This window comes from Moraxella sp. CTOTU46711, from assembly GCF_031975715.1.
GTDB lineage: Bacteria > Pseudomonadota > Gammaproteobacteria > Pseudomonadales > Moraxellaceae > Faucicola.
Genome location: NZ_DALYMP010000001.1, coordinates 379,846 through 399,408 on the forward strand (window position 1 = coordinate 379,846; position 19,563 = coordinate 399,408).

The 19,563-nt window shown below is 44.8% G+C and carries 15 protein-coding genes and 1 pseudogene; 11 read left to right on the plus strand and 5 right to left on the minus strand.

The annotated features are described in order from the left end of the window. The first annotated feature begins 128 nt into the window (after nucleotides 1–128). From RTJ53_RS01690 to RTJ53_RS01700, 3 genes are all read left to right on the plus strand, one after another. Complete coding sequence (locus tag RTJ53_RS01690; protein WP_312275564.1) at nucleotides 129–1,298, plus strand: metal ABC transporter solute-binding protein, Zn/Mn family; 1,170 nt, start codon at nucleotides 129–131, stop codon at nucleotides 1,296–1,298. 210 nt (nucleotides 1,299–1,508) lie between these two features. Further along, complete coding sequence (locus RTJ53_RS01695) at nucleotides 1,509–2,297, plus strand: metal ABC transporter ATP-binding protein (protein WP_312275565.1); 789 nt, start codon at nucleotides 1,509–1,511, stop codon at nucleotides 2,295–2,297. 63 nt (nucleotides 2,298–2,360) lie between these two features. Beyond that, nucleotides 2,361–3,239: a metal ABC transporter permease gene (locus RTJ53_RS01700; protein WP_312275566.1), complete on the plus strand. Its 879-nt coding sequence runs from the start codon at nucleotides 2,361–2,363 to the stop codon at nucleotides 3,237–3,239. A gap of 69 nt (nucleotides 3,240–3,308) precedes the next feature. On the opposite strand, the gene mnmA is transcribed toward RTJ53_RS01700, so the two are convergent. Then, nucleotides 3,309–4,484, minus strand: a complete 1,176-nt coding sequence (gene mnmA / locus RTJ53_RS01705; RefSeq protein WP_312275567.1) for a tRNA 2-thiouridine(34) synthase MnmA — start codon at nucleotides 4,482–4,484, stop codon at nucleotides 3,309–3,311. Between the two features lie 261 nt (nucleotides 4,485–4,745). Here mnmA and RTJ53_RS01710 point away from each other — a divergent pair, with 261 nt between their 5' ends. Continuing rightward, nucleotides 4,746–5,858 (plus strand): metallophosphoesterase, encoded by a 1,113-nt coding sequence (locus tag RTJ53_RS01710; protein ID WP_312275568.1) that lies wholly within the window; start codon nucleotides 4,746–4,748, stop codon nucleotides 5,856–5,858. 94 nt (nucleotides 5,859–5,952) lie between these two features. Here the strand turns inward: RTJ53_RS01710 and RTJ53_RS01715 are convergent, their stop codons facing one another. After that, nucleotides 5,953–6,510: a TetR/AcrR family transcriptional regulator gene (locus RTJ53_RS01715; RefSeq protein WP_312275569.1), complete on the minus strand. Its 558-nt coding sequence runs from the start codon at nucleotides 6,508–6,510 to the stop codon at nucleotides 5,953–5,955. 294 nt (nucleotides 6,511–6,804) lie between these two features. On the opposite strand from RTJ53_RS01715, the gene RTJ53_RS01720 reads away from it, so the two are divergent. The 3 genes from RTJ53_RS01720 to RTJ53_RS01730 all read left to right on the plus strand — a co-directional run bounded on the left by RTJ53_RS01720 (nucleotide 6,805) and on the right by RTJ53_RS01730 (nucleotide 11,894). Then, complete coding sequence (locus RTJ53_RS01720; protein WP_312275570.1) at nucleotides 6,805–8,106, plus strand: HlyD family efflux transporter periplasmic adaptor subunit; 1,302 nt, start codon at nucleotides 6,805–6,807, stop codon at nucleotides 8,104–8,106. Nucleotides 8,107–8,114: 8 nt separating this feature from the next. Beyond that, nucleotides 8,115–9,692: a DHA2 family efflux MFS transporter permease subunit gene (locus RTJ53_RS01725; protein ID WP_312275571.1), complete on the plus strand. Its 1,578-nt coding sequence runs from the start codon at nucleotides 8,115–8,117 to the stop codon at nucleotides 9,690–9,692. Between the two features lie 153 nt (nucleotides 9,693–9,845). Beyond that, nucleotides 9,846–11,894, plus strand: coding sequence for a potassium transporter Kup (locus RTJ53_RS01730; RefSeq protein ID WP_312275572.1), 2,049 nt, complete (start codon nucleotides 9,846–9,848; stop codon nucleotides 11,892–11,894). Nucleotides 11,895–11,968: 74 nt separating this feature from the next. Here the strand turns inward: RTJ53_RS01730 and xseB are convergent, their stop codons facing one another. After that, nucleotides 11,969–12,163, minus strand: coding sequence for an exodeoxyribonuclease VII small subunit (xseB, locus tag RTJ53_RS01735; RefSeq protein WP_312275573.1), 195 nt, complete (start codon nucleotides 12,161–12,163; stop codon nucleotides 11,969–11,971). A gap of 23 nt (nucleotides 12,164–12,186) precedes the next feature. Continuing rightward, nucleotides 12,187–13,689, minus strand: a complete 1,503-nt coding sequence (xseA, locus tag RTJ53_RS01740; RefSeq protein WP_312275574.1) for an exodeoxyribonuclease VII large subunit — start codon at nucleotides 13,687–13,689, stop codon at nucleotides 12,187–12,189. A gap of 305 nt (nucleotides 13,690–13,994) precedes the next feature. On the opposite strand from xseA, the gene RTJ53_RS01745 reads away from it, so the two are divergent. From RTJ53_RS01745 to RTJ53_RS01760, 4 genes and pseudogenes are all read left to right on the plus strand, one after another. Next, the gene (locus tag RTJ53_RS01745) at nucleotides 13,995–15,143 is read left to right on the plus strand and encodes a sulfate ABC transporter substrate-binding protein (RefSeq protein WP_409418127.1); all 1,149 of its coding nucleotides are present in this window, start codon (nucleotides 13,995–13,997) and stop codon (nucleotides 15,141–15,143) included. A gap of 224 nt (nucleotides 15,144–15,367) precedes the next feature. After that, on the plus strand, nucleotides 15,368–16,279 hold the full coding sequence (gene cysT, locus RTJ53_RS01750; RefSeq protein ID WP_198001245.1) for a sulfate ABC transporter permease subunit CysT: 912 nt from the start codon (nucleotides 15,368–15,370) through the stop codon (nucleotides 16,277–16,279). Next, the gene (gene cysW / locus RTJ53_RS01755) at nucleotides 16,276–17,130 is read left to right on the plus strand and encodes a sulfate ABC transporter permease subunit CysW (protein ID WP_312275575.1); all 855 of its coding nucleotides are present in this window, start codon (nucleotides 16,276–16,278) and stop codon (nucleotides 17,128–17,130) included. Before cysT ends, cysW begins: the two co-directional genes overlap by 4 nt. Nucleotides 17,131–17,172: 42 nt before the next feature. After that, nucleotides 17,173–17,883 (plus strand): annotated as a pseudogene (locus tag RTJ53_RS01760) (sulfate/molybdate ABC transporter ATP-binding protein); the annotation flags it as partial. Nucleotides 17,884–18,062: 179 nt separating this feature from the next. Here the strand turns inward: RTJ53_RS01760 and sat are convergent. Continuing rightward, a complete protein-coding gene (gene sat / locus RTJ53_RS01765) occupies nucleotides 18,063–19,319 on the minus strand; it encodes a sulfate adenylyltransferase (protein ID WP_312275576.1) in 1,257 nt (418 codons plus the stop codon). Nucleotides 19,320–19,563 lie beyond the last annotated feature (244 nt).

Sequence of the window (19,563 nt, forward strand, 5' to 3'; positions counted from 1 at the left end):
AGTTGAATTTAAAGCTGCGATAGATAAAATCCAAGCCAGCATAAATCATTAAGCTACCTTGAGAACACCATTAAAATGTTATAATATAACATTTTTAATCTTATCAATACTTGATTTGGCGACCCAGCATGATAAACGCATTGATTAACAAATATGCTTTTTTTAGCCGACCTTTTTTGCTACTAAGGCTACTAAAAACCCCCACGATTGCAGGGGTGACATTGACGATGAGCCTATTGGGGGGATTAACGGGCTGCCAAAAGCAAACTGACAATCCATCCACCTCAAATCAATCCGCATCAAATAGCTCAGCTACAACAGTCTCATCAAACGCCGTTATTAATACCCAATTACCCACGGTGTATGCGACTACCAATGTGTGGGGTTCGGTGGCTAAAGCGGTCGGGGGTGATAAAGTCAATGTGATTGTGGGGGTCGATGATTTATCACAAGATCCGCATGATTATCAAGCCACAGCGACCGACAAGCTTAATATCACTAAATCCGCTGTCATGCTGGTCAACGGTGGCGGATATGATGATTGGGGTATGAGCTTAGCTGAGTCGGTGAGTCACAAACCTGTAGTGATTAATGCCGTAGCACTTTCAGGACTATCGCCTAACACGGACAATGCGGCAGATGAGCCTGCCGGTGAACACCAACACGATACCCAACACGAAATAAAGACCGCTGATCCGCAGCCATCAGATCATACTCACGTGCACAGTGAAGTGCCCAGTGAGGTGCATAGCGAAGTACATAGTCACTCGCACGGTGACTTCAATGAGCACGTGTTTTTCTCCCTTGATACAGCGAAAAAAGTGGCTGAAGCGGTCAACAAGCAATTGGCTGCAACATCACCTGCCAATCAAGCGATTTATGCAAAAAATACCCAACAATTTATCCAGCAAATTGATGCGCTTAAAGTTAAAGCCAAACAAATCGGACAGCAAAAAGCCATCACTGCCTTTGCTACTGAGCCTGTCATCGGGTATTTGCTAGCCGATATGGGCATCAAGGATGTGACGCCAAAAGCTTATGTCGTGCAATCAGAGACGGATGCAGGGGTGTCGGTCAAAGTGCTCAATGACAGCAAAAGCCTGCTGAGCAATAAACAAGTCGGTTTGTTGGTGGTCAATGCCCAGACCGAAGATGCCACCTCAAAGCAACTCATCACATTGGCGAAGGCATCAACAGTCCCAGTTGTGGCGGTCTATGAAACGCTGCCCGATGGCGTGACAAGCTATACGCAATTTATTGAAAAAACCCTGGATGATTTTGCGGCAGCGACGCGCTAATTTTAAGCAGCCTAAAACTTTTAGGCTACCTATAAATGCGGTTGGGGAAAAATTTGCGTTAATGGGTATAGTATTGGCTGGTTATCGCTTATAATGCTTAATTTTTAGCCCAGATTTTTTGCAATGTGATATTGCCAATCAACCATCCTTGCCTTTGGGATCTTGTCGTTAGCATCTTGCCGTTAGGATGAAGAAGTAGCCACCATGCCCATGTCAACCACCAAAATAGCCAATAGCGAGCGGCAGTTTGCGCAGGCTATTCATTGCCAATCGTTTGTCAAACTGCCCCAATCACAGCAAGTCGTTTTGCAAGTCAAAGATGGCAGTATGCATTTTGGACAACGTCTGCTCTGGCAGGATGTCAATTTTTCGATTTTATCGGGTGAATTTGTGGCACTGCTCGGCGCCAACGGTACAGGCAAGACGACACTGCTGCGAAGTTTACTCAAACTTGTGCCACTATCAAGTGGTTTAATCACGCTTGGCAAAGATATTCGAGTGGGCTATGTGCCTCAGCTCAAAGACTTTGCGCCAAAACTACCGATTCGGGGTAGGGACTTGGTGCAGCTAGGGCTGGATGGGGAAAATTATCTGTTTGGTCTGCTTAGCCCGAAAAAAACCTTGGGCAGTTTTTGGCAGACGGCAAAACAAAAAAAATATTTGGTGGATAAAGCCATTGCGGAAGTCGGCGGTGAGTCATTTTGTGATGCGCCGCTTACCATGCTGTCGGGTGGTGAGCAGCAGCGCATGCGTATCGCCCAAGCCTTGGTCGCTGAGCCTGATGTTTTGTTGATGGATGAGCCGCTGCTGAGCCTTGATGTGGCAAGCCAGTATGTGGTCAGTGATATTTTAGCCCATCGCAAACAAGCACATCATACCGCGATTTTGATGATTAGTCATGAACTTGAGCCGATTATACCTTTGGTAGATAAAGTGCTGCGCCTTGAAAATGCGACTGCCAAGCTCGGTGGTATCGACTTAATCAATCGATTTCGCTAATTTATTTGCTTCAATCAAAAACAAGCCATCACATTCGATGGTTTTTTAACTTTTGGAATTTACATGCTGCTCACGACTTGGCTACATACCATCATCAATTTTGATAACTTTGCTGAGCTGTTGCCCTTGGTATCAACGTCCATCGTGGCCGCGGTGTTATTGGGTGTGATGGCGGGATTCATTGGACCGATGGTACAGGCACGGGACATGGCATTTGCCGTGCATGGGACAGCAGAGCTGTCGTTTGCAGGGGCGGCGTGTGCTTTATGGTTAGGGTCTTCAGTGACGCTGGGCGCCGTCATTGGGGCGGTGACGGCTGGCATGGTGCTGGGGGTCATGGGCATTGATGGCAAAAACCGCAACTCAGTGGTGGGTATTTTGTTGCCATTCGGGCTTGGGTTAGGAGTGTTGTTTTTATCCTTGTATCAGGGTCGCTCCTCCAATAAATTTGGCTTATTAACCGGGCAGATTGTTGCAATCACGCCCACTGAATTGCAGTCGATGCTAGTGGTTGCGGTGATTGTGCTATCAATCATTGCCATATTTGGTCAGCGCATGTTATTTGCCGCAGTTGACCCGCAAGTTGCCCAAGCACAGCATCTGAATTTAACATTTTTATCCTTGCTGTTTATGTTTGCACTGAGTCTTGTGGTGGCGGTGAGTGTGCAGTTTGTCGGTGCCTTGCTGTTATTATCGTTACTCATCACGCCTGCGGCCGCGGCGAGTCAAGTGACGGCTAGACCTATCTATGTCTATTTGTTGTCCATGCTGTTTGCCATCACCGCCGGGGTCGGCGGGATATTATTATCGTTAGGACCTGGGCTGCCGATTTCACCTTATATCACTACCATTTCATTTGTGATTTATTTAAGCTGCTGGGGAATTGGCTACCTACGAAAAAAAGCGGGGTGGAACAAACGTGTAGCCGCAAACTTTTCTTAATCAACAGGCTATAAAAAAAGCGCAAATGGTATCAATTTGCGCTGTTTGTATTTTGATGTGTATTAAACTTTAAACTTCAGCCAGGCTAGTAGGGGCATCAATGGTTTCAATCACGCCGCCGCCTAAACAGATGTCATCTTGATAAAATACACAAGACTGACCGGGTGTCACCGCACGCTGTGGCTCGTCAAACACCACTTTTATGGTGTCACCCGTTTCATCAAGGGCAAAAACTGTACAGGCTTGATCGGGCTGACGATAGCGCGTTTTGGCGGTACAGCGATAACCTTGGGCAGTAAACAGTTGGGTGGGTGCATCAACCACCCAGTCAAGTTTATAGGCAGTCAATTCGGTGGATTGTAGCATCGGATGGTCATGCCCTTGACCGACAATCAGGCGATTATTATCCAAGTCTTTGTGCAACACAAACCAAGGCGCCTCATCTCTATCTTTGACCCCACCAATACCAATACCGCCACGTTGACCAAGCGTGTAATACATTAAGCCATCGTGGGTGCCGATTTTTTTGCCATCATCGGTATAGATATCGCCTTTTTGAGCGGGCAAATACTGCTGTAAAAAGTCTTTAAAGCGTCGCTCGCCGATAAAACAAATGCCGGTAGAGTCTTTTTTCTTCGCTGTCGCTAAATCATATTGCTCGGCAATACGGCGTACTTCAGGTTTTTCTAACGCACCCACAGGGAACAAGGTTTTGGCGATTTTATCGCCTGCCACCGCGTGCAGAAAGTAGCTTTGGTCTTTATTGTTATCAAGTCCGCGCAGTAGTGGCGCTTTGCCAGTTTCATCGCTAAAACCGCGGCGCGCATAGTGACCGGTGGCAATATAGTCCGCGCCCAAGGTTAACGCATAATCCAAAAAGGCTTTAAACTTGACTTCTTTGTTGCATAAAATATCAGGATTTGGGGTGCGACCAGCGCTATATTCCGCCAAAAAATGCTCAAATACGCGATCCCAATATTCCATGGCAAAGTTGGCAGTATGCAGTTTAATGCCGATTTTATCAGCGACCGCTTGCGCATCAGCAAGGTCAGTCATGGCGGTACAATATTCGGTGCCGTCATCTTCTTCCCAGTTTTTCATAAACAAGCCTTCAACATCAAAGCCCGCTTCTTTGAGCAAAACGGCGGTGACAGAAGAATCAACGCCCCCTGACATCCCCACAATGACGCGGGTTTGGGCAGGGCTCGCAATATCAGATAAATTAACAGCAGTTGAATAAGTCATAATTTTTTAAAAGTGCCAAAAGGGTTATTATAGCAAATTTATTGCTTGTTAAAAATCAATAAACCTGCCACAATACCGCTATCGGATGAGCCGATATCGAAAAAACCCAACTTATTCTCGTAAGTTGGGTTTTTTAATGGGCAAATTATATTAATTGATTTTTTCAAATTCACTGATTGGCTTTAATAGATAAAGCGACATTGTAAATTCACAAACATTCTTTATATAACCTTTACTTATGATAAAAAATTTGGGGCTAGTATGCGTTGGATATTTCTGACCGTCATTGTATTGTTGTTTGAATTGTTTACTTATGGGGCGGGGCGGGGGCTGCAGTGGTGGGCAGGGTCTTGGTTATCCGATCGGTCTTCTCGCTATTTGATGATTAGTCTATTTGTGATGAGTAATGCGTTATTGGTATTTGGCATCGCACGATTGACAAGCTTTGGGCTCAAGCTGTCTATGACTTGGCTGACTATTTTATGGTTTGTCATCATGTCGATGGTGGCGGTGGGTATTATTAATCTGGTGTTGATGAAAGTTGCCCCGCAATTTTTTAATTCCGTGAGTTATCAAACTTACGGGGAGCGCATTTTGTTGCCGCTTGTTTTTTTTGGCATGGTGTTGATGGGTATTTATAATGCTTATACACCCACCATTCGTCATATCAGCTTGACTGCTAATCAACCACTTGCCAAACCGATTCGGATTGGGATGGTTTCAGACTTGCATTTGGGTCTCATGGTCGGTGAGCGGCAAATTAATCAATTAACTGAGATGGTAAAAGCACAGAACGTGCAACTGCTGCTGATGCCTGGCGATATCATGGATGATAATGTTGACTATTATACCTCGCAAAATATGCAGCCTGCGCTGCAGCAACTAGCCAGTGCAGTGCCAATGGGCGCGTATGCCACGCTAGGCAATCATGACATGTATGGGCATGAAGGCGAGATTCGCGATGCGATCCAAAAATCCAATATCACCTTATTGGCAGATGACAAAGTGTTGGTTGATAACCAGCTTTGGTTGGTAGGACGACTGGATAATCATGCCAGTTATCGTAAAGCCACCAAGGAATTAATGCCGTCAAGTACAGATAAGCCGATTATTTTACTTGACCATGAGCCCAATGAGATTGAACAAAACGTACAATTACCGATTGATTTGCAAGTGTCTGGACATACCCATAATGGGCAAATATTTCCTGCCAATTTTATTGTCAAATTCTTAAATCGTTTGGGTTACGGCTATGAGCGTATCAACAATACCGATGTGATTGTAAGCTCGGGGTATGGTTTTTGGGGTGTGCCGTTTCGGCTGGGCTCGCAAGCGGAGCTTTGGGTGATTGATTTAGTCGGTAAAAAATCTTAAATCTAGTTTTAGCGCTCTGTCACTAGACTCTAATGATGACATTGATGTTATGGCAGATTCTGGCACAGTAATCAGAGATTATTGCTATGAGAGATTACTGTATAGACACTGTCTGCATCATCAGTTGTATATTGCTACGAATATCATCGAGTGACATTTGCTGGTCTTGCTGCAGGCAGTAACTTAAATTGTTTAATATAATCCCTGCATACGTATGCCCTTGAAACGCCAAATCGCCTGGGCATCCATGGCGCTTGGCATGGTCAATATAATTTTGTTTGATTAACGCATACATGTCATCATATAAATGAATATTGGGGGTTTTGATTTGCCAAAAAGCCAGTATGCGTTGTTTTTGCGTGTGAATAAACGCCCAAAATTGTTCCAAACACCTTAATAAATTCTCTTGACTGGCGACACTAAAGCGTTCATTTAAAAACTTCTCATACACTTGGCGAAAATTACTCACCATTTTCTCTGTCAATGCCTCTTTACTGGCGTAATGACGATAAAAGGTTGAGCGATTAATCGCTGCAGTATCTAAAATATCTTGGACCGTAATGGCGCGGTAAGGTTTCTGCTGCAGTAATGCCAGAAAAGCTTGCTCGATATGTTGTTCAGTCTTAATGACCCGTAAATCATTTTCGTTCATCGCTTTTTGGTATCCTTATGCTCTTTATACTACGCTTTATGTCTTACCCTTTAAATTTTAGCAATCGCACGAATTGCGCAAAATTTTTACAATAAACAACATTATCTACCTAACTGTATTCTTATGCAACATTTATGTTTTATTTGATGCTTGATGACTGTTTAGGATAGTTTTATATTGCCACCCATTAAGCATATCAAATTACATAATCGAGCTATTTTCTAGCATAAATCCGTCTTCAACCATCGGATTTTTTAGATTTTGCCACTCAAGTTTAGCGATAAGGACGAAAAAATGGCTGAAACCATGCCGACTGGGGTTGATGATAGCCCCGAACCCGCACCGATACCAGAACCTACGCATAACACAACCCAACGCCCTGCCAAATCCAAACGTAAAAAAAACCTATTGGTATTTACCTTGATTGTTTTAGCCATTGCTGCGGTGACGTTATGGCTATACTTCACCCAATGGCGCTATCAAGTCAGTACCGAAGACGCCTATGTGAGCGGCAACCAAGTACAAATCAACGCGCAAATATCGGGGACGGTGACAGCAATTGGGGTCAATGACACGGATATGGTCAAAGCCGGGCAAACTTTGGTGGCGTTAGACCAGGCGGATAATGGCTTAGCGCTTGAAACCGCCAAGGCACAATTGCGCACCGCAATCAGACAGTACAAAACCCAAACCGCAACCATTCAACAAGCTGATGTCAATATCTCGCAAGCGCAAACTGCGATGAATGAAGTGCAATCACAAATTGAATCGGCGAAAATTGCGCTGCTTGCGGCACAATCTGACTATCAACGCCGCGCCGCTTTGATGGCAAGTCAAGCGGTATCGCAAGAAGAAGTCCAGCATGCTGCCGACACTGTCAAAAAAGCCCAAGCCCAGCTTGATGCGGCAGTCGCCAAGCAAGCCACCGCTCGCTCTGCGGTCGTGACTGCCCAAGCGCAGCGCAATGTGACAATCGCCAATTTGGGTAAAAATGATGTACTGTCACAACCTGCGGTGCAAACCGCGATGGCGAATATCCAAACCGCTTGGCTCAATCTCAACCGTACCCAGATCGCAGCACCCATCGATGGGCAAATTGCCAAACGCGGTGTGCAATTAGGTCAAAAAATAAGCGCAGGCACCCCTTTGATGGTGATTGTACCGTTACATGATTTGTGGGTCGATGCCAATTTTAAAGAAAGCCAAATTAAAGATATTCACCTAGGTCAAGCGGTGAATTTAACATCAGATATCTATGGTAAAGGGGTTATTTATCATGGCAAGGTGATTGGCTTATCAGCAGGGACGGGCAGTGCGTTCTCGGTTTTGCCTGCCCAAAACGCCACCGGTAACTGGATTAAAGTCACCCAGCGTCTGCCTGTACGAATTGCACTCGATAGCAAAGAGTTGCAACAGCATCCGCTACGCGTGGGGCTAAGTATGCATGCCGAGCTTGATAGCCGAGACCAACAAGGCAAACCGCAGGTGGCTACCGCGACCGCTAGCAACAAACCGGTTGCGCAGTTGCAGCCGCAAGTCGATATGTCAGGCGCGACCAAAATTATCCAACAAATCATCCAGCAAAACCAATCATGAGGTGAAAAATGGCGGAAGCAATTTCACCCACTATGGATGCCGAGCAGCCAGTGGCTGGTAGTCCAGCCCGTAGTCAGCTAAATCAACCCGCGCCTTTATCGGGGATGCCGCTTGCGATTGTAACATTTGCGCTATCGATGGCGGTGTTTATGATGGTGCTTGATTCGACCATTGCCAATGTGGCATTACCAACCATTGCAGGGGATTTGGGTGCGGCGACCTCGCAAGGTACATGGGTGATTACCATGTTTGCTGTTTCCAACGCGATATCTATTCCACTCACAGGGTGGTTGGCTCGTCAGTATGGCTCGGTCAAAGTGTTTTTGGTGTCAGCAAGTTTATTTGTGTTTTGTTCATGGCTATGTGGGGTGTCGCATAGTTTGACGATGCTGATCATTGCTAGGGTGGCGCAAGGCGCAGTGGCAGGTCCCATGATTCCACTGGCACAAAGTTTATTATTACAGTCTTTTCCGCTTGAAAAACGGGCGATGGCGCTTGGGTTATTTGCTATGGTGGTCGTCACCGCGCCGATATTAGGTCCGATTTTGGGCGGCTATATCTGCGATAATTATCACTGGGGCTGGATATTTTTTATCAATATTCCGATTGGTATTGTCGCCATTATCTTGGCATGGCAACAACTTAAAAACCGCGAAACGCCTGTCATCAAGACCGATATTGATAAAGTAGGCCTTGTTTTGATGATTGTCGGGGTGGGTGCGCTGCAGTTTTTCTTGGATCGTGGGCGTGAGCTCGATTGGTTTGCTTCCCCTGAAATCATTGCTTTAGCCGTCATTAGCGTTTTATGTTTGAGTTATTTGATACTCTGGGAGCGCGGTGAGGAACATCCGATTATTGATTTGTCGATTTTTCAAGACCGCAATTTTACTATTGGCACATTGGTGATTAGCTTGGCATTTTTGCTATATATGGGCGCCATTGTGCTATTGCCCGTCATGCTGCAGCAAACCATGGGCTATACCGCGGTTTGGGCAGGGTTGGCAGCGGCACCGATTGGTATTTTCCCGGTGTTGTTGACGCCCTTAATCGGTAAATACGCGCGAAACATCGATATGCGCATCTTGGTGACGTTAAGTTTTTTAATCTATTGTGCCACCTTTGTATGGCGAAGTGATTTTAATCCGCAGATGACGTTTTGGGATGTGTTTTGGCCGCAGTTTATCCAAGGACTGGGTACTGCCATGTTTTTTATGCCACTAACCACCATTGCGCTCTCCAACATTTCGCATGATAAAATGGCGGCAGCGACAGGGATTTTCACCTTTGTGAGAACCTTGGCGGGCGGGATTGGCGCTTCAATGGTGATGACTGTGTGGGAAAGACGCAGCAATCATGCGCATACTTATTTGACCGAAAGTATCACCCAAAATTCCAATTTTGATGCGTGGTCAAAAAGCCTGCAAGCGTCTGGCATGAGTTATGAGCAAACGCTGGCACTCATCAACCAAAATATTAACCAACAGGCGCTGATTATTGGCTCGAATGAGGTCTTTTATGTGTTTGGCTTGGTGTTCTTATTATTAATTGGTATGATTTGGCTTGCCAAACCGCCATTTCACCATTAAAAATAAGGGTTTAAGCTGCTGTGTTCAAATTTTCGCTGATAAAATGTTACTATCGTCAAGTACATAGATAACTTTGGTTACAAAATAAAATTTAACCGCAATTTTATAATTCGACTTATAATAATCCATCTTATCAAATTGCGTCGTTAATTTATGAGTAAAGCACATGCTAAAACCTCGGTTCCTGCACTTACTTTAGGGGCAATCGGGGTCGTTTATGGCGATATCGGTACCAGTGTACTGTATTCAGTAAAAGAAGTTTTTAATTCTGGTCATGTCGCCTTTAACGTTGCCAATATCTATGGGGTGCTGTCATTATTTGTGTGGACTATCACCATCATCGTCAGTCTCAAGTACATCTCGTTGGTGCTACGTGCCGACAATAAAGGGGAAGGCGGTCTGATTGCGATGCTCGCCTTGGCATCAAGCGCGGTGAAACATCGCCCAAAATTGCACGCAGTCATTATGACCATGGGGATATTTGGTACCTGCTTGTTTTATGGCGATGGGGTGATTACCCCATCCATCTCGGTGCTATCAGCAGTAGAAGGTTTGACGGTGGTATCGCCACGCCTGCATAGTGTGGTAATTCCTGCAACGCTGACCATTTTGTTCATACTGTTTTTTGTGCAAAAATTTGGTACCAAAGGTATCGGCAAGCTGTTTGGACCTGTGATGGTGCTGTGGTTTTTGTTGATTGCTGGCATTGGGGTTTATCATATCCAGCACAATGTCGAAATCTTGCAAGCCATCAATCCCCTCTATGCTTATCAGTTTGTGATGACCAATCCGACACTCGCCTTTATCATCTTGGGGGCAGTTGTGTTGTGTGTGACAGGCGGTGAAGCCTTGTATGCCGATATGGGGCATTTTGGCAAAAAACCGATTCGTATCGCTTGGTTTTCCATTGTCATGCCCGCCTTGTTGCTCAATTATTTTGGTCAAGGCGCATTTTTACTGGCCAACCCTGATGGCAAATCCAATCCCTTCTTTTTGATGATTCCAGATGCCATGCGTATTCCGATGGTGGTAATGGCAACATTAGCGACAGTGATTGCGTCACAAGCGCTGATTTCTGGGGCGTTTAGTATCACCAAACAAGCGGTGCAACTGGGCTTTTTACCGCGTATGCGTATTGTGTATACCAATGTTAAAGAAGTGGGTCAGGTTTATATTCCAGCGATTAACTGGGGCTTATTTATCGCCATTGCGTTTGCTGTGGTGATGTTCAAATCATCGGGTGCGTTAGCGGCCGCTTATGGTATTGCGGTTTGTACGGATATGCTGATTACCACAATATTGACCTTCTTTGTGATTCGCTATGCGTGGAAATATCCATTGCTACTGTGTATTGCCGCGACCTCATTGTTCTTTGTGGTGGATTTCTTGTTTTGGGCGTCAAATCTGCTCAAACTACTCAAAGGCGGCTGGTTCCCATTGTTATTAGGGGGCGTCATGTTTGTATTAATGATGACTTGGCGAGATGGCCGTAACTTGGTGAGAATTGCCCATACCACAAGACAAATTAACTTAAAAAATTTCTTGGATGACTTATTTGGTAGTTTTACCAATAAACGCTTACAAATAGCTTTGGAGTCGACGCAAGGCAAATTAGAAAAGCTGACCCAAGATATTGAAAACGCGCCACTTGAGAATATCCAAGAGTTGCAAAATCAGCAAGCGGTACTGCAAGAGAAAATCTTAATCAACCAGCGCTGCCAAGTGCTGTTTGAAAATATCAAAAAAATCAAAGGCATTGCTGTATTTATGGTCTCTGAAGTCGATATCGTACCCGTGGCGTTAAAACAAAACTTAAAGCACAATAAATGCTTGCATGAGTACAATATCTTTGTCACCGTTAATACCTTAGAAACCCCTTGGGTGGGTCTCAGTAAACGTAGTGAAGTGACCTATTTGGGACACAATTGCTGGAAGGTGGTGCTCAATTTTGGCTTTAAAAATGACCCTGATGTGCCAGACTCACTCAAACACATTCAGCAATTTAACTTTGATTTCGATCCTGCCAAGGTAAGTTATTTCTTATCCCATGAGGCAGTGGTGGCATCTGAGAGCATCAAAGGTATGGCATTATGGCGTGAAAAATTGTTTGCCCATATGCACCGTAATGCCGGCACAGCGGCTGAGTTTCTAAAACTTCCTAGCAACAATGTGGTAGAAATGGGCGCCAAAGTAGAAATTTAAGCTATGCCCAACATAAAAAAGCCATTATCCTTTGATAGTGGCTTTTTTATTCTGCTTTTATACTTGATTGAAACTTAGTCTGTTTCAAATGCTTGATTAAGCGAGGCTTCGACGGCATCAATCCGCGCTTGGCATACTTTATAGGCGTCAATGGACTCCGCTACAATAGTCATCAGTGCGTCGATATTAGGCTCTTGGCTATTTTGCAAGAGCTGTGCATTTGTTTTTAACACCTCATAGGCGCTTTTAAAGTCAGTTGGCTCGGTCATGGTTATTCCTGTTAATTGATAAGTCAGTTTTTTGATTGTTTGGCATTGATAGTGGCTTGTAGATAGCCATCTTGTAGTTCAATGGTTATGGTTGAATTGGGTTCAGCTTGGGCAATCGAAGTCATCACCGTATTTGATGCAGGATGCGAGTTTCTGATAATCGCATAGCCACGGGTTAATACGGTTGACGGATGCTGTAACAATGTCATCTCACGCAGTCGATCGGTCGATTGACGAGCCGTGGTGATTTGCTGATAGGCAAGTTGGCGAATCTGTACAAATTGGTTGTCCATGGCAAGTTTAGCGGCAGATAATTGTCGCTGCGCTGCCGATTGTATCTTGGTAAGTTGTTGTTCGCTATCACGACGTGCCTGCAAGATGCTGGATTTAGCAATTTGCTCGATGGTCAAAAAATGTTGTTTGGCACCCTGGGTAATAGTGAGCAAATGATTGCGAATTCCTGCGATAACCTTCGATGGGGTATCAAAACTTTGATGTGCGACTTCATCTAGCATGACGCGGTCGCGCTCATGACCAATGCCCACCCATACCGGTATCGGCTGCTCAGCCACCAGCGCGGCAAGTTCGTAATCATTGAGATAGGCCAGATCGCCCACCGCGCCACCCCCCCGGATAATCACTATCAAATCTGCGGTAATATGCTGCTTGCTCAGATTTTTCATGCCTTTAATGATGGCTTGGCGGATGTCTTCAGGGGCGTGATTGCCTTGAAAAGTAGCGTGCTCATAATGAAAAATACATGCCCCTGTGCTAGCGAGCCTATCGGCATCCGCGCGAAAATCGCCTAACCCTGCGGCTTTTTCAGGGGCGATGACGAGAACATGCTCAATATCAAACGGCATCGGGAGCGATTGATTGAGATCGAGCAGCCCTTCTTCATGCAGTCTGGTTAAAATCATTTGGTATTGCTTTGCCAAATCGCCCAGTGTGTAAGTGGGGTCGATATCGACGATGTTTAGCGAAAAGCCATATTGGGCATGGAACGTGGCTGAGACTTTGAGCAATACATTCAAGCCTCGCTCAAGGCTCATGCCAGTGTTTTTTTCAAACTTTGACAGTACTTTGGCTGCTTGACCACGCCATAGCGTGCCGCGGCAGCTGGCAGTGACTTTGCCATCCATATCTTTATCCGCCAATTCAAAATAGTAGTGACCGCCTTTGGCTGATAGACTACGAATTTCAGCTTTCACCCAAACGGTATGGGCAAACGTTTCACTAATCACCAACTGCACAGCGGATAGATAATCACTCAGTGACAATACAGTATCGCTTAACCCCTGTTGCAGTTGGCTATCGCGATCTTGAATGGCTAATTGTTCGCTAAAGTCATAATCGCTTAAGTTATCAACACTGTCACGCTTTGCAGTTGCTTTATGATCATGCTCACCATCGTCAAGCAGCGCCAAAAATACGTCATCAGCCTGATTTAATGTAGTGGTTTGCAAATCCAGTCGTGCGAGCTGATCTTCAATTGATTTGATAACGGTTTTGGAAGCTTTTGCCATGGAGAATTCTTGCTAATTAAAAATAAAATTGTAGGCGAAAATGATAACGCTGACAACGTGACATTTGTGATTTAGGTGTGATTCAGGTTTGATACAGCCTGTTAAGCTGTTAATTTTAAATATTACATTATATTTTATGATGTAATATTCAGAAGTGGAATATGGATACAGAATAATATTGTTTTTGCTTGACGACGCTTTTTTTGTAAAATAGTATGAATGAATTTAACATTTAACATTTAACATTTAACATTTAACATTTAACATTATATATTGATTTTTATACATTGAGATGAGGGGTGACCATGATGACTGTTAATTTTCAAAAAAAAACTAAGGTTCAACACAAAACCGTAGCTGTGCTATCAAGTCTAGCGTTATTAGGCGTGAGCCTAGCGGGCTGTTCACGTGCGCCAACGCAGCAGGACCAACAAGCCGCTTCAGGTCAAGCCGCCACGCAATCAAATGCAGGTGCGAGCGATAAAGGCGGTATTAAGCTGCTCAATGTCTCCTATGACGTCGCGCGTGACTTTTATAAAAGTTACAATCCACTGTTTATCAAAGACTATGAAACCAAAAATAGTGGCAAAACCATTGATATCCAGCAATCGCATGGCGGCTCTAGCAAACAAGCGCTCGCAGTTGCCAACGGTCTGCAAGCGGACGTGGTAAGTATGAATCAAGGCTCAGATGTAGAGCTGTTGGTGAAAAAAGGCTTGGTGGCACAAGATTGGCAAAGCCAATTCCCAAACAAAGCAGTACCCTATACCAGTGCCATCGTGTTTTTGGTGCGTAAAGAAAACCCAAAACAAATCAAAGACTGGTCTGATTTGGCAAAACCAGGTGTACAAATCGTACTTGCCAACCCAAAAACCACGGGTAATGGGCGCTATGCCTTCTTAGGCGCGTATGGCTACGGCTTACATAGTTTTAATAAAGATGAAAGTAAAACCAAAAACTTTGTCAAAGAGTTGCTCAAAAACGTGCCAGTGTATGAAAATGGTGGGCGTGCGGCGACTACCACGTTCTTACAACGTCAAATTGGCGATGTATTAGTCACCTTTGAAAATGAAGCCAATCTGGCGGTTAAACAGTTTGGTAAAGGCGATGTGCAAATCGTCTATCCAAGCTACACTATATCAGCAGAAAATCCCGTGGCGATTGTCAAATCAGTGACCGATAAAAAAGGCACCAGCGACGCAGCGAAAGCGTATCTTGATTATTTATGGAGCGAGCCTGCCCAGCAATTGGCGGCAGATTTATACCTGCGCCCAAGCGACGCGGCGGTGTTGGCTAAAAATCAAGATAAATTACCCGCGCTTACCACCTTTAGTCCGAATGCCGAATTTGGCAGCTGGACGGATATCATGACCAAATACTTCAAAGATGGGGGTGTCTTTGATCAACTAGCCAGCCCAACGAGCACCATAGCATCGGCACCTGCGGCAAAATAGTTCGCTGTTTTTACCTAACAAAACCAGAGTTCGGCTCTGGTTTTTTATTCTAGCTAAGAATATTTAAAGCGCATAAATATAGTTTGGAAAATCAAAGTGAGATGGTACTATAGCCGTGCTTAAGATTTTGGGTACAGAATTGCTTATTTCGTATCTTTATTTTTGTATGTTTATTATTTTAAATTCTGACGTTGCCTACCGATTATTAGTAAAGGAAGCCCTGCATGGCAAGCATCAATGCTAACCATCAAGCCGATTTAACATCAAACAATCAGCCTAAAACACCCAATTCACCCTTAAAACGCAATAAAAAGCGCCATATCATGCCGTTTTTTAATTTGAGTTTGGGTATTAGTGTGTTGGCATTATCGATTATCGTGCTGTTGCCATTTGTGGCAATGGTAATGACGACCGCCGATATTGGCGTAGCAGGCTTTATCAAAACCATTGCCGAGCCGCGCGTCAAGGCAGCGATTGAACTGTCGCTAAAAATGTCATTGCTAGCGACGTTGACCAATTTGGTGTTTGGTACGCTGATTGCATGGGTATTGGTGCGCTACGAGTTTTGGGGGAAGTCGATTTTAAATGCGCTGGTGGATTTGCCGTTTGCTTTGCCAACAGCAGTAATGGGTATTTCGCTAGCAACCTTGTATGCGCCCAATGGTTTAATCGGGCAGTTTTTTGCGCCATTCGGCATTAAAATTGCTTTTACCCCTATCGGTATTTGGTTAGCATTGATTGTGGTGAGTTTGCCGTTTATTGTGCGTGCGGTGCAACCTGTGCTCGCGGAGCTGTCGCCAGAATATGAAGAGGCGGCATCGGTGCTGGGCGCTGGTAGATTGACAACTTTTAGACGGGTCATATTGCCAGAGTTGTATCCTGCCTTGTTGATGGGCTCAGGCATGATGTTTGCGCGGGCGACGGGGGAGTATGGCTCGGTGATTTTTATTGCGGGTAATTTACCGATGAAATCTGAGATTTTACCGTTAATCATTATTGGTAAGCTTGAAAGCTTTGATGTGCAAGGGGCTGCCGCGGTTGCTTTGTTTATGTTGATGATTTCGTTTGTGATTTTATTCGCCATTAATGCCTTGCAGTGGCTATTTACCAAACGTATGGGCGGGGCAAGTGTATGATAGACAGTAGCCAATATCCTTACCAAACCCAAGCCGCAACCCGTGAGCCAAAATGGCTACGTTATACCTTAATTGGCATTGCGATGGCGTTTATGACGCTGATGCTAGTGATTCCGCTGATATCAGTGTTTTATGAAGCATTAAAATCTGGCTGGCAGTTGTATGTGGCTGCCTTGACCGATCACGAGGCATTATCGGCTATCAAGCTTACCTTGATTACGGCGCTGATTGTGGTACCGATTAATACGGTGATTGGGATTGCATTAGCCTGGCTATTGACCCGATTTGATTTTAAAGGTAAACAATTCCTCACCACGCTGCTAGATTTGCCATTTTCGGTGTCGCCAGTGGTCGCAGGCTTGATGTTTGTGGCACTACTGGGCGCCAATACTTGGCTTGGCGGCTGGCTAGAATACTTTGGTTTTCAAGTGATTTTTGCCATTCCTGGTATCGTGCTTGCCACCATGTTTGTGACTTTTCCATTCGTGGCACGTGAAGTGATTCCGCTGATGCAGTCGCAAGGCAGCAGTGAAGAGCAAGCGGCATTAACACTCGGTGCCTCAGGCTGGCAAATGTTTTGGCGGGTGACGCTGCCTAATATCAAATGGGCATTGCTATACGGTATTATTTTGACCAATGCCCGTGCGATGGGTGAGTTTGGCGCGGTGAGTGTGGTCTCAGGTCATATCCGCGGTGAAACCAATACCATGCCGCTATTGGTTGAGATTGCTTACAATGAATACAACATGACGGCAGCGTTTGCATTGTCGAGTTTGTTGGCGTTGTTGGCGCTCGTTACCTTAATCGTACAGCAGGCGTTGACTAAACGTCAGTCTGGCAATGATGAATAACATTGATGCAATTTAAAAAGTAAAAAAAGTTAAGAGAATACCATGAGTATTGAAATCCGTGATATCACCAAACAGTTTGGTCGCTTTACTGCACTACAACCGATTAATTTAACCGTACCGACGGGCAAATTAACCTCGCTCTTGGGACCTTCAGGCTGTGGTAAGACTACCTTACTGCGCATTATCGCAGGGCTTGAACTTGCCGATACAGGGCGTATTTTGTTTGATGGTGAAGATGTGACCGATGTCCCTGTGCAGCAGCGTCATATCGGCTTTATGTTTCAGCATTATGCGTTATTTCGCCATATGACCGTGTTTGATAACGTGGCGTTTGGCTTGACCGTCATGCCAAAAAACAAACGCTTAAGCAACGCGGAAATCACTAAAAAAGTCAATTATCTGCTGGAGCTCGTGCAACTATCCCAAACCGCAAAAAAATACCCGCATCAACTCTCAGGCGGTCAGCGTCAGCGTATCGCATTGGCGCGTGCGTTAGCGGTAGAGCCAAAGCTGTTGTTACTCGATGAGCCATTTGGCGCACTCGATGCCAAGGTGCGTAAAGAATTACGCGCTTGGCTGCGCTCAGTTCATCATGAGCTCGGTGTCACCAGTATTTTAGTGACCCATGACCAAGAAGAAGCGGCAGAATTATCCGATGAAATTGTGGTGATGAACCAAGGTCAAATCGTACAAATTGGGGATTATGACACGCTGGTCAATCACCCCTCAAATCATTTTGTTGCCAATTTTCTGCAAGATTCGCACGTCGAATATGTGATTTAGCCTAGTTAAATTTAGCTTAGTTGAGCAATAAAAAAAGAAGCCGTGTGCTTCTTTTTTTATTGCTAATTTTTTTTGCTAAAGGTTGAATAAAAAAAGGGTATTATGACATACCCTTTTTATCGATTGATAAGCGTTAAACTGCGCAATAATTATTTTGCAGAGTGACCTGTTAGCTCCACTTTATGTTTTTGATGATCTTCTAAGCCTTCATAGTAGTTACGAAGTACCGCTAACACTTCTGGACGGCTGAAGTTATCAGGCACGTCTTCCCCTTCAGATAAGGCTTTACGCAATTTGGTACCTGAGACTTTGACATGATGGCTGGCATCGTGTGGGCAGGTTTTGGTCGATGCCATCGAGTCACAAGCATCACACCAGAATGTCCAGTCAATTTTTAACGGTTGGGTGATTAAATCATTCGGTTTAAGTGTATCAAAAATATGCTGCGCATCAAACGCGCCATAGTAATCACCCACGCCTGCATGGTCACGACCGACAATCAAATGGCTACAACCATAGTTTTGACGGAATAAGGCATGTAATAACGCTTCACGCGGACCTGCATAGCGCATATCCAGTGGGTAGCCTGCTTGGATGACGGTGTCTTTACGGAAGTAATGGTCGATTAATGTACCAATGGCTTCTTGGCGTACATCTGCAGGAATATCCCCAGGTTTTAATGCGCCAAGCAATGAATGAATGAGTACGCCATCACAGATTTCAATGGCGATTTTGGCAAGGTATTCATGTGAGCGGTGCATCGGGTTGCGGGTTTGGAAGGCAGCGACGGTTTTCCAGCCATTTTGAGTAAAGATGTCACGGGTTTGTGCCGGGGTGAGATAGATATCACCATATTTGCTCGGGAATTCACCTTCGCTTAATACCACCACATCACCGGCTAGGTTGATATCACCTTGCGCCATCACCATGGCAACGCCGGGATGCTCAAGTTCTGTAGTGCCAAAGACGGTTTGGCATTCGTGCGCTTTATCAATGCGGTATTTTTCGCTTAAGGTCAAAATCCCCATGATTTCGCCTTGGTATTCTAGCGCAATGTCATCGCCTGGGTTTAGCGTATCGGCGGTGTCAGTATCGGTCGATAGGGTAATAGGAATGGGCCAAAACACGCCCGCATTGTCACCGCTGGTTAGATGCATATTGTCACATACGCTTTGCCAGTCTGCTTGGTTCATAAAACCATCTAGCGGGGTAAAGCCGCCAATACCGAGCATAATCAAGTCACCGGCTTCACGGGAGCTGATTTGGATTTTTGGGAGATTTTTGGCTTTTTGCTGGGCAGCGGTTAGCGCATCGCCTTTAAGTAATTTTTCTTTTAATGTGTCACTACCGTGTGGTGGGACCAGTTGGCTTAGAGAATGGAGAGTTGAAGTGGCGCTTTGGCTCATCGGATTTCCTATATTAACGTGTCAAAAAAACAGACGGTTCAAAAAAATTAAGGTAGCGTATAATAGAATATTGTGGTTCGCAATAATAAATGCAGTAACTCGATATATTTATGTAAAAATGGAATTTACTAAATACCCCTTGGGCATTTATGATAGGCAGGTTAAAATTTCACCCAGTTGAAATGGCTGCAAAAGCTAAAAGTTTTAAATTTAATTTGTAATTAGAATTTGTATTAGTGACATA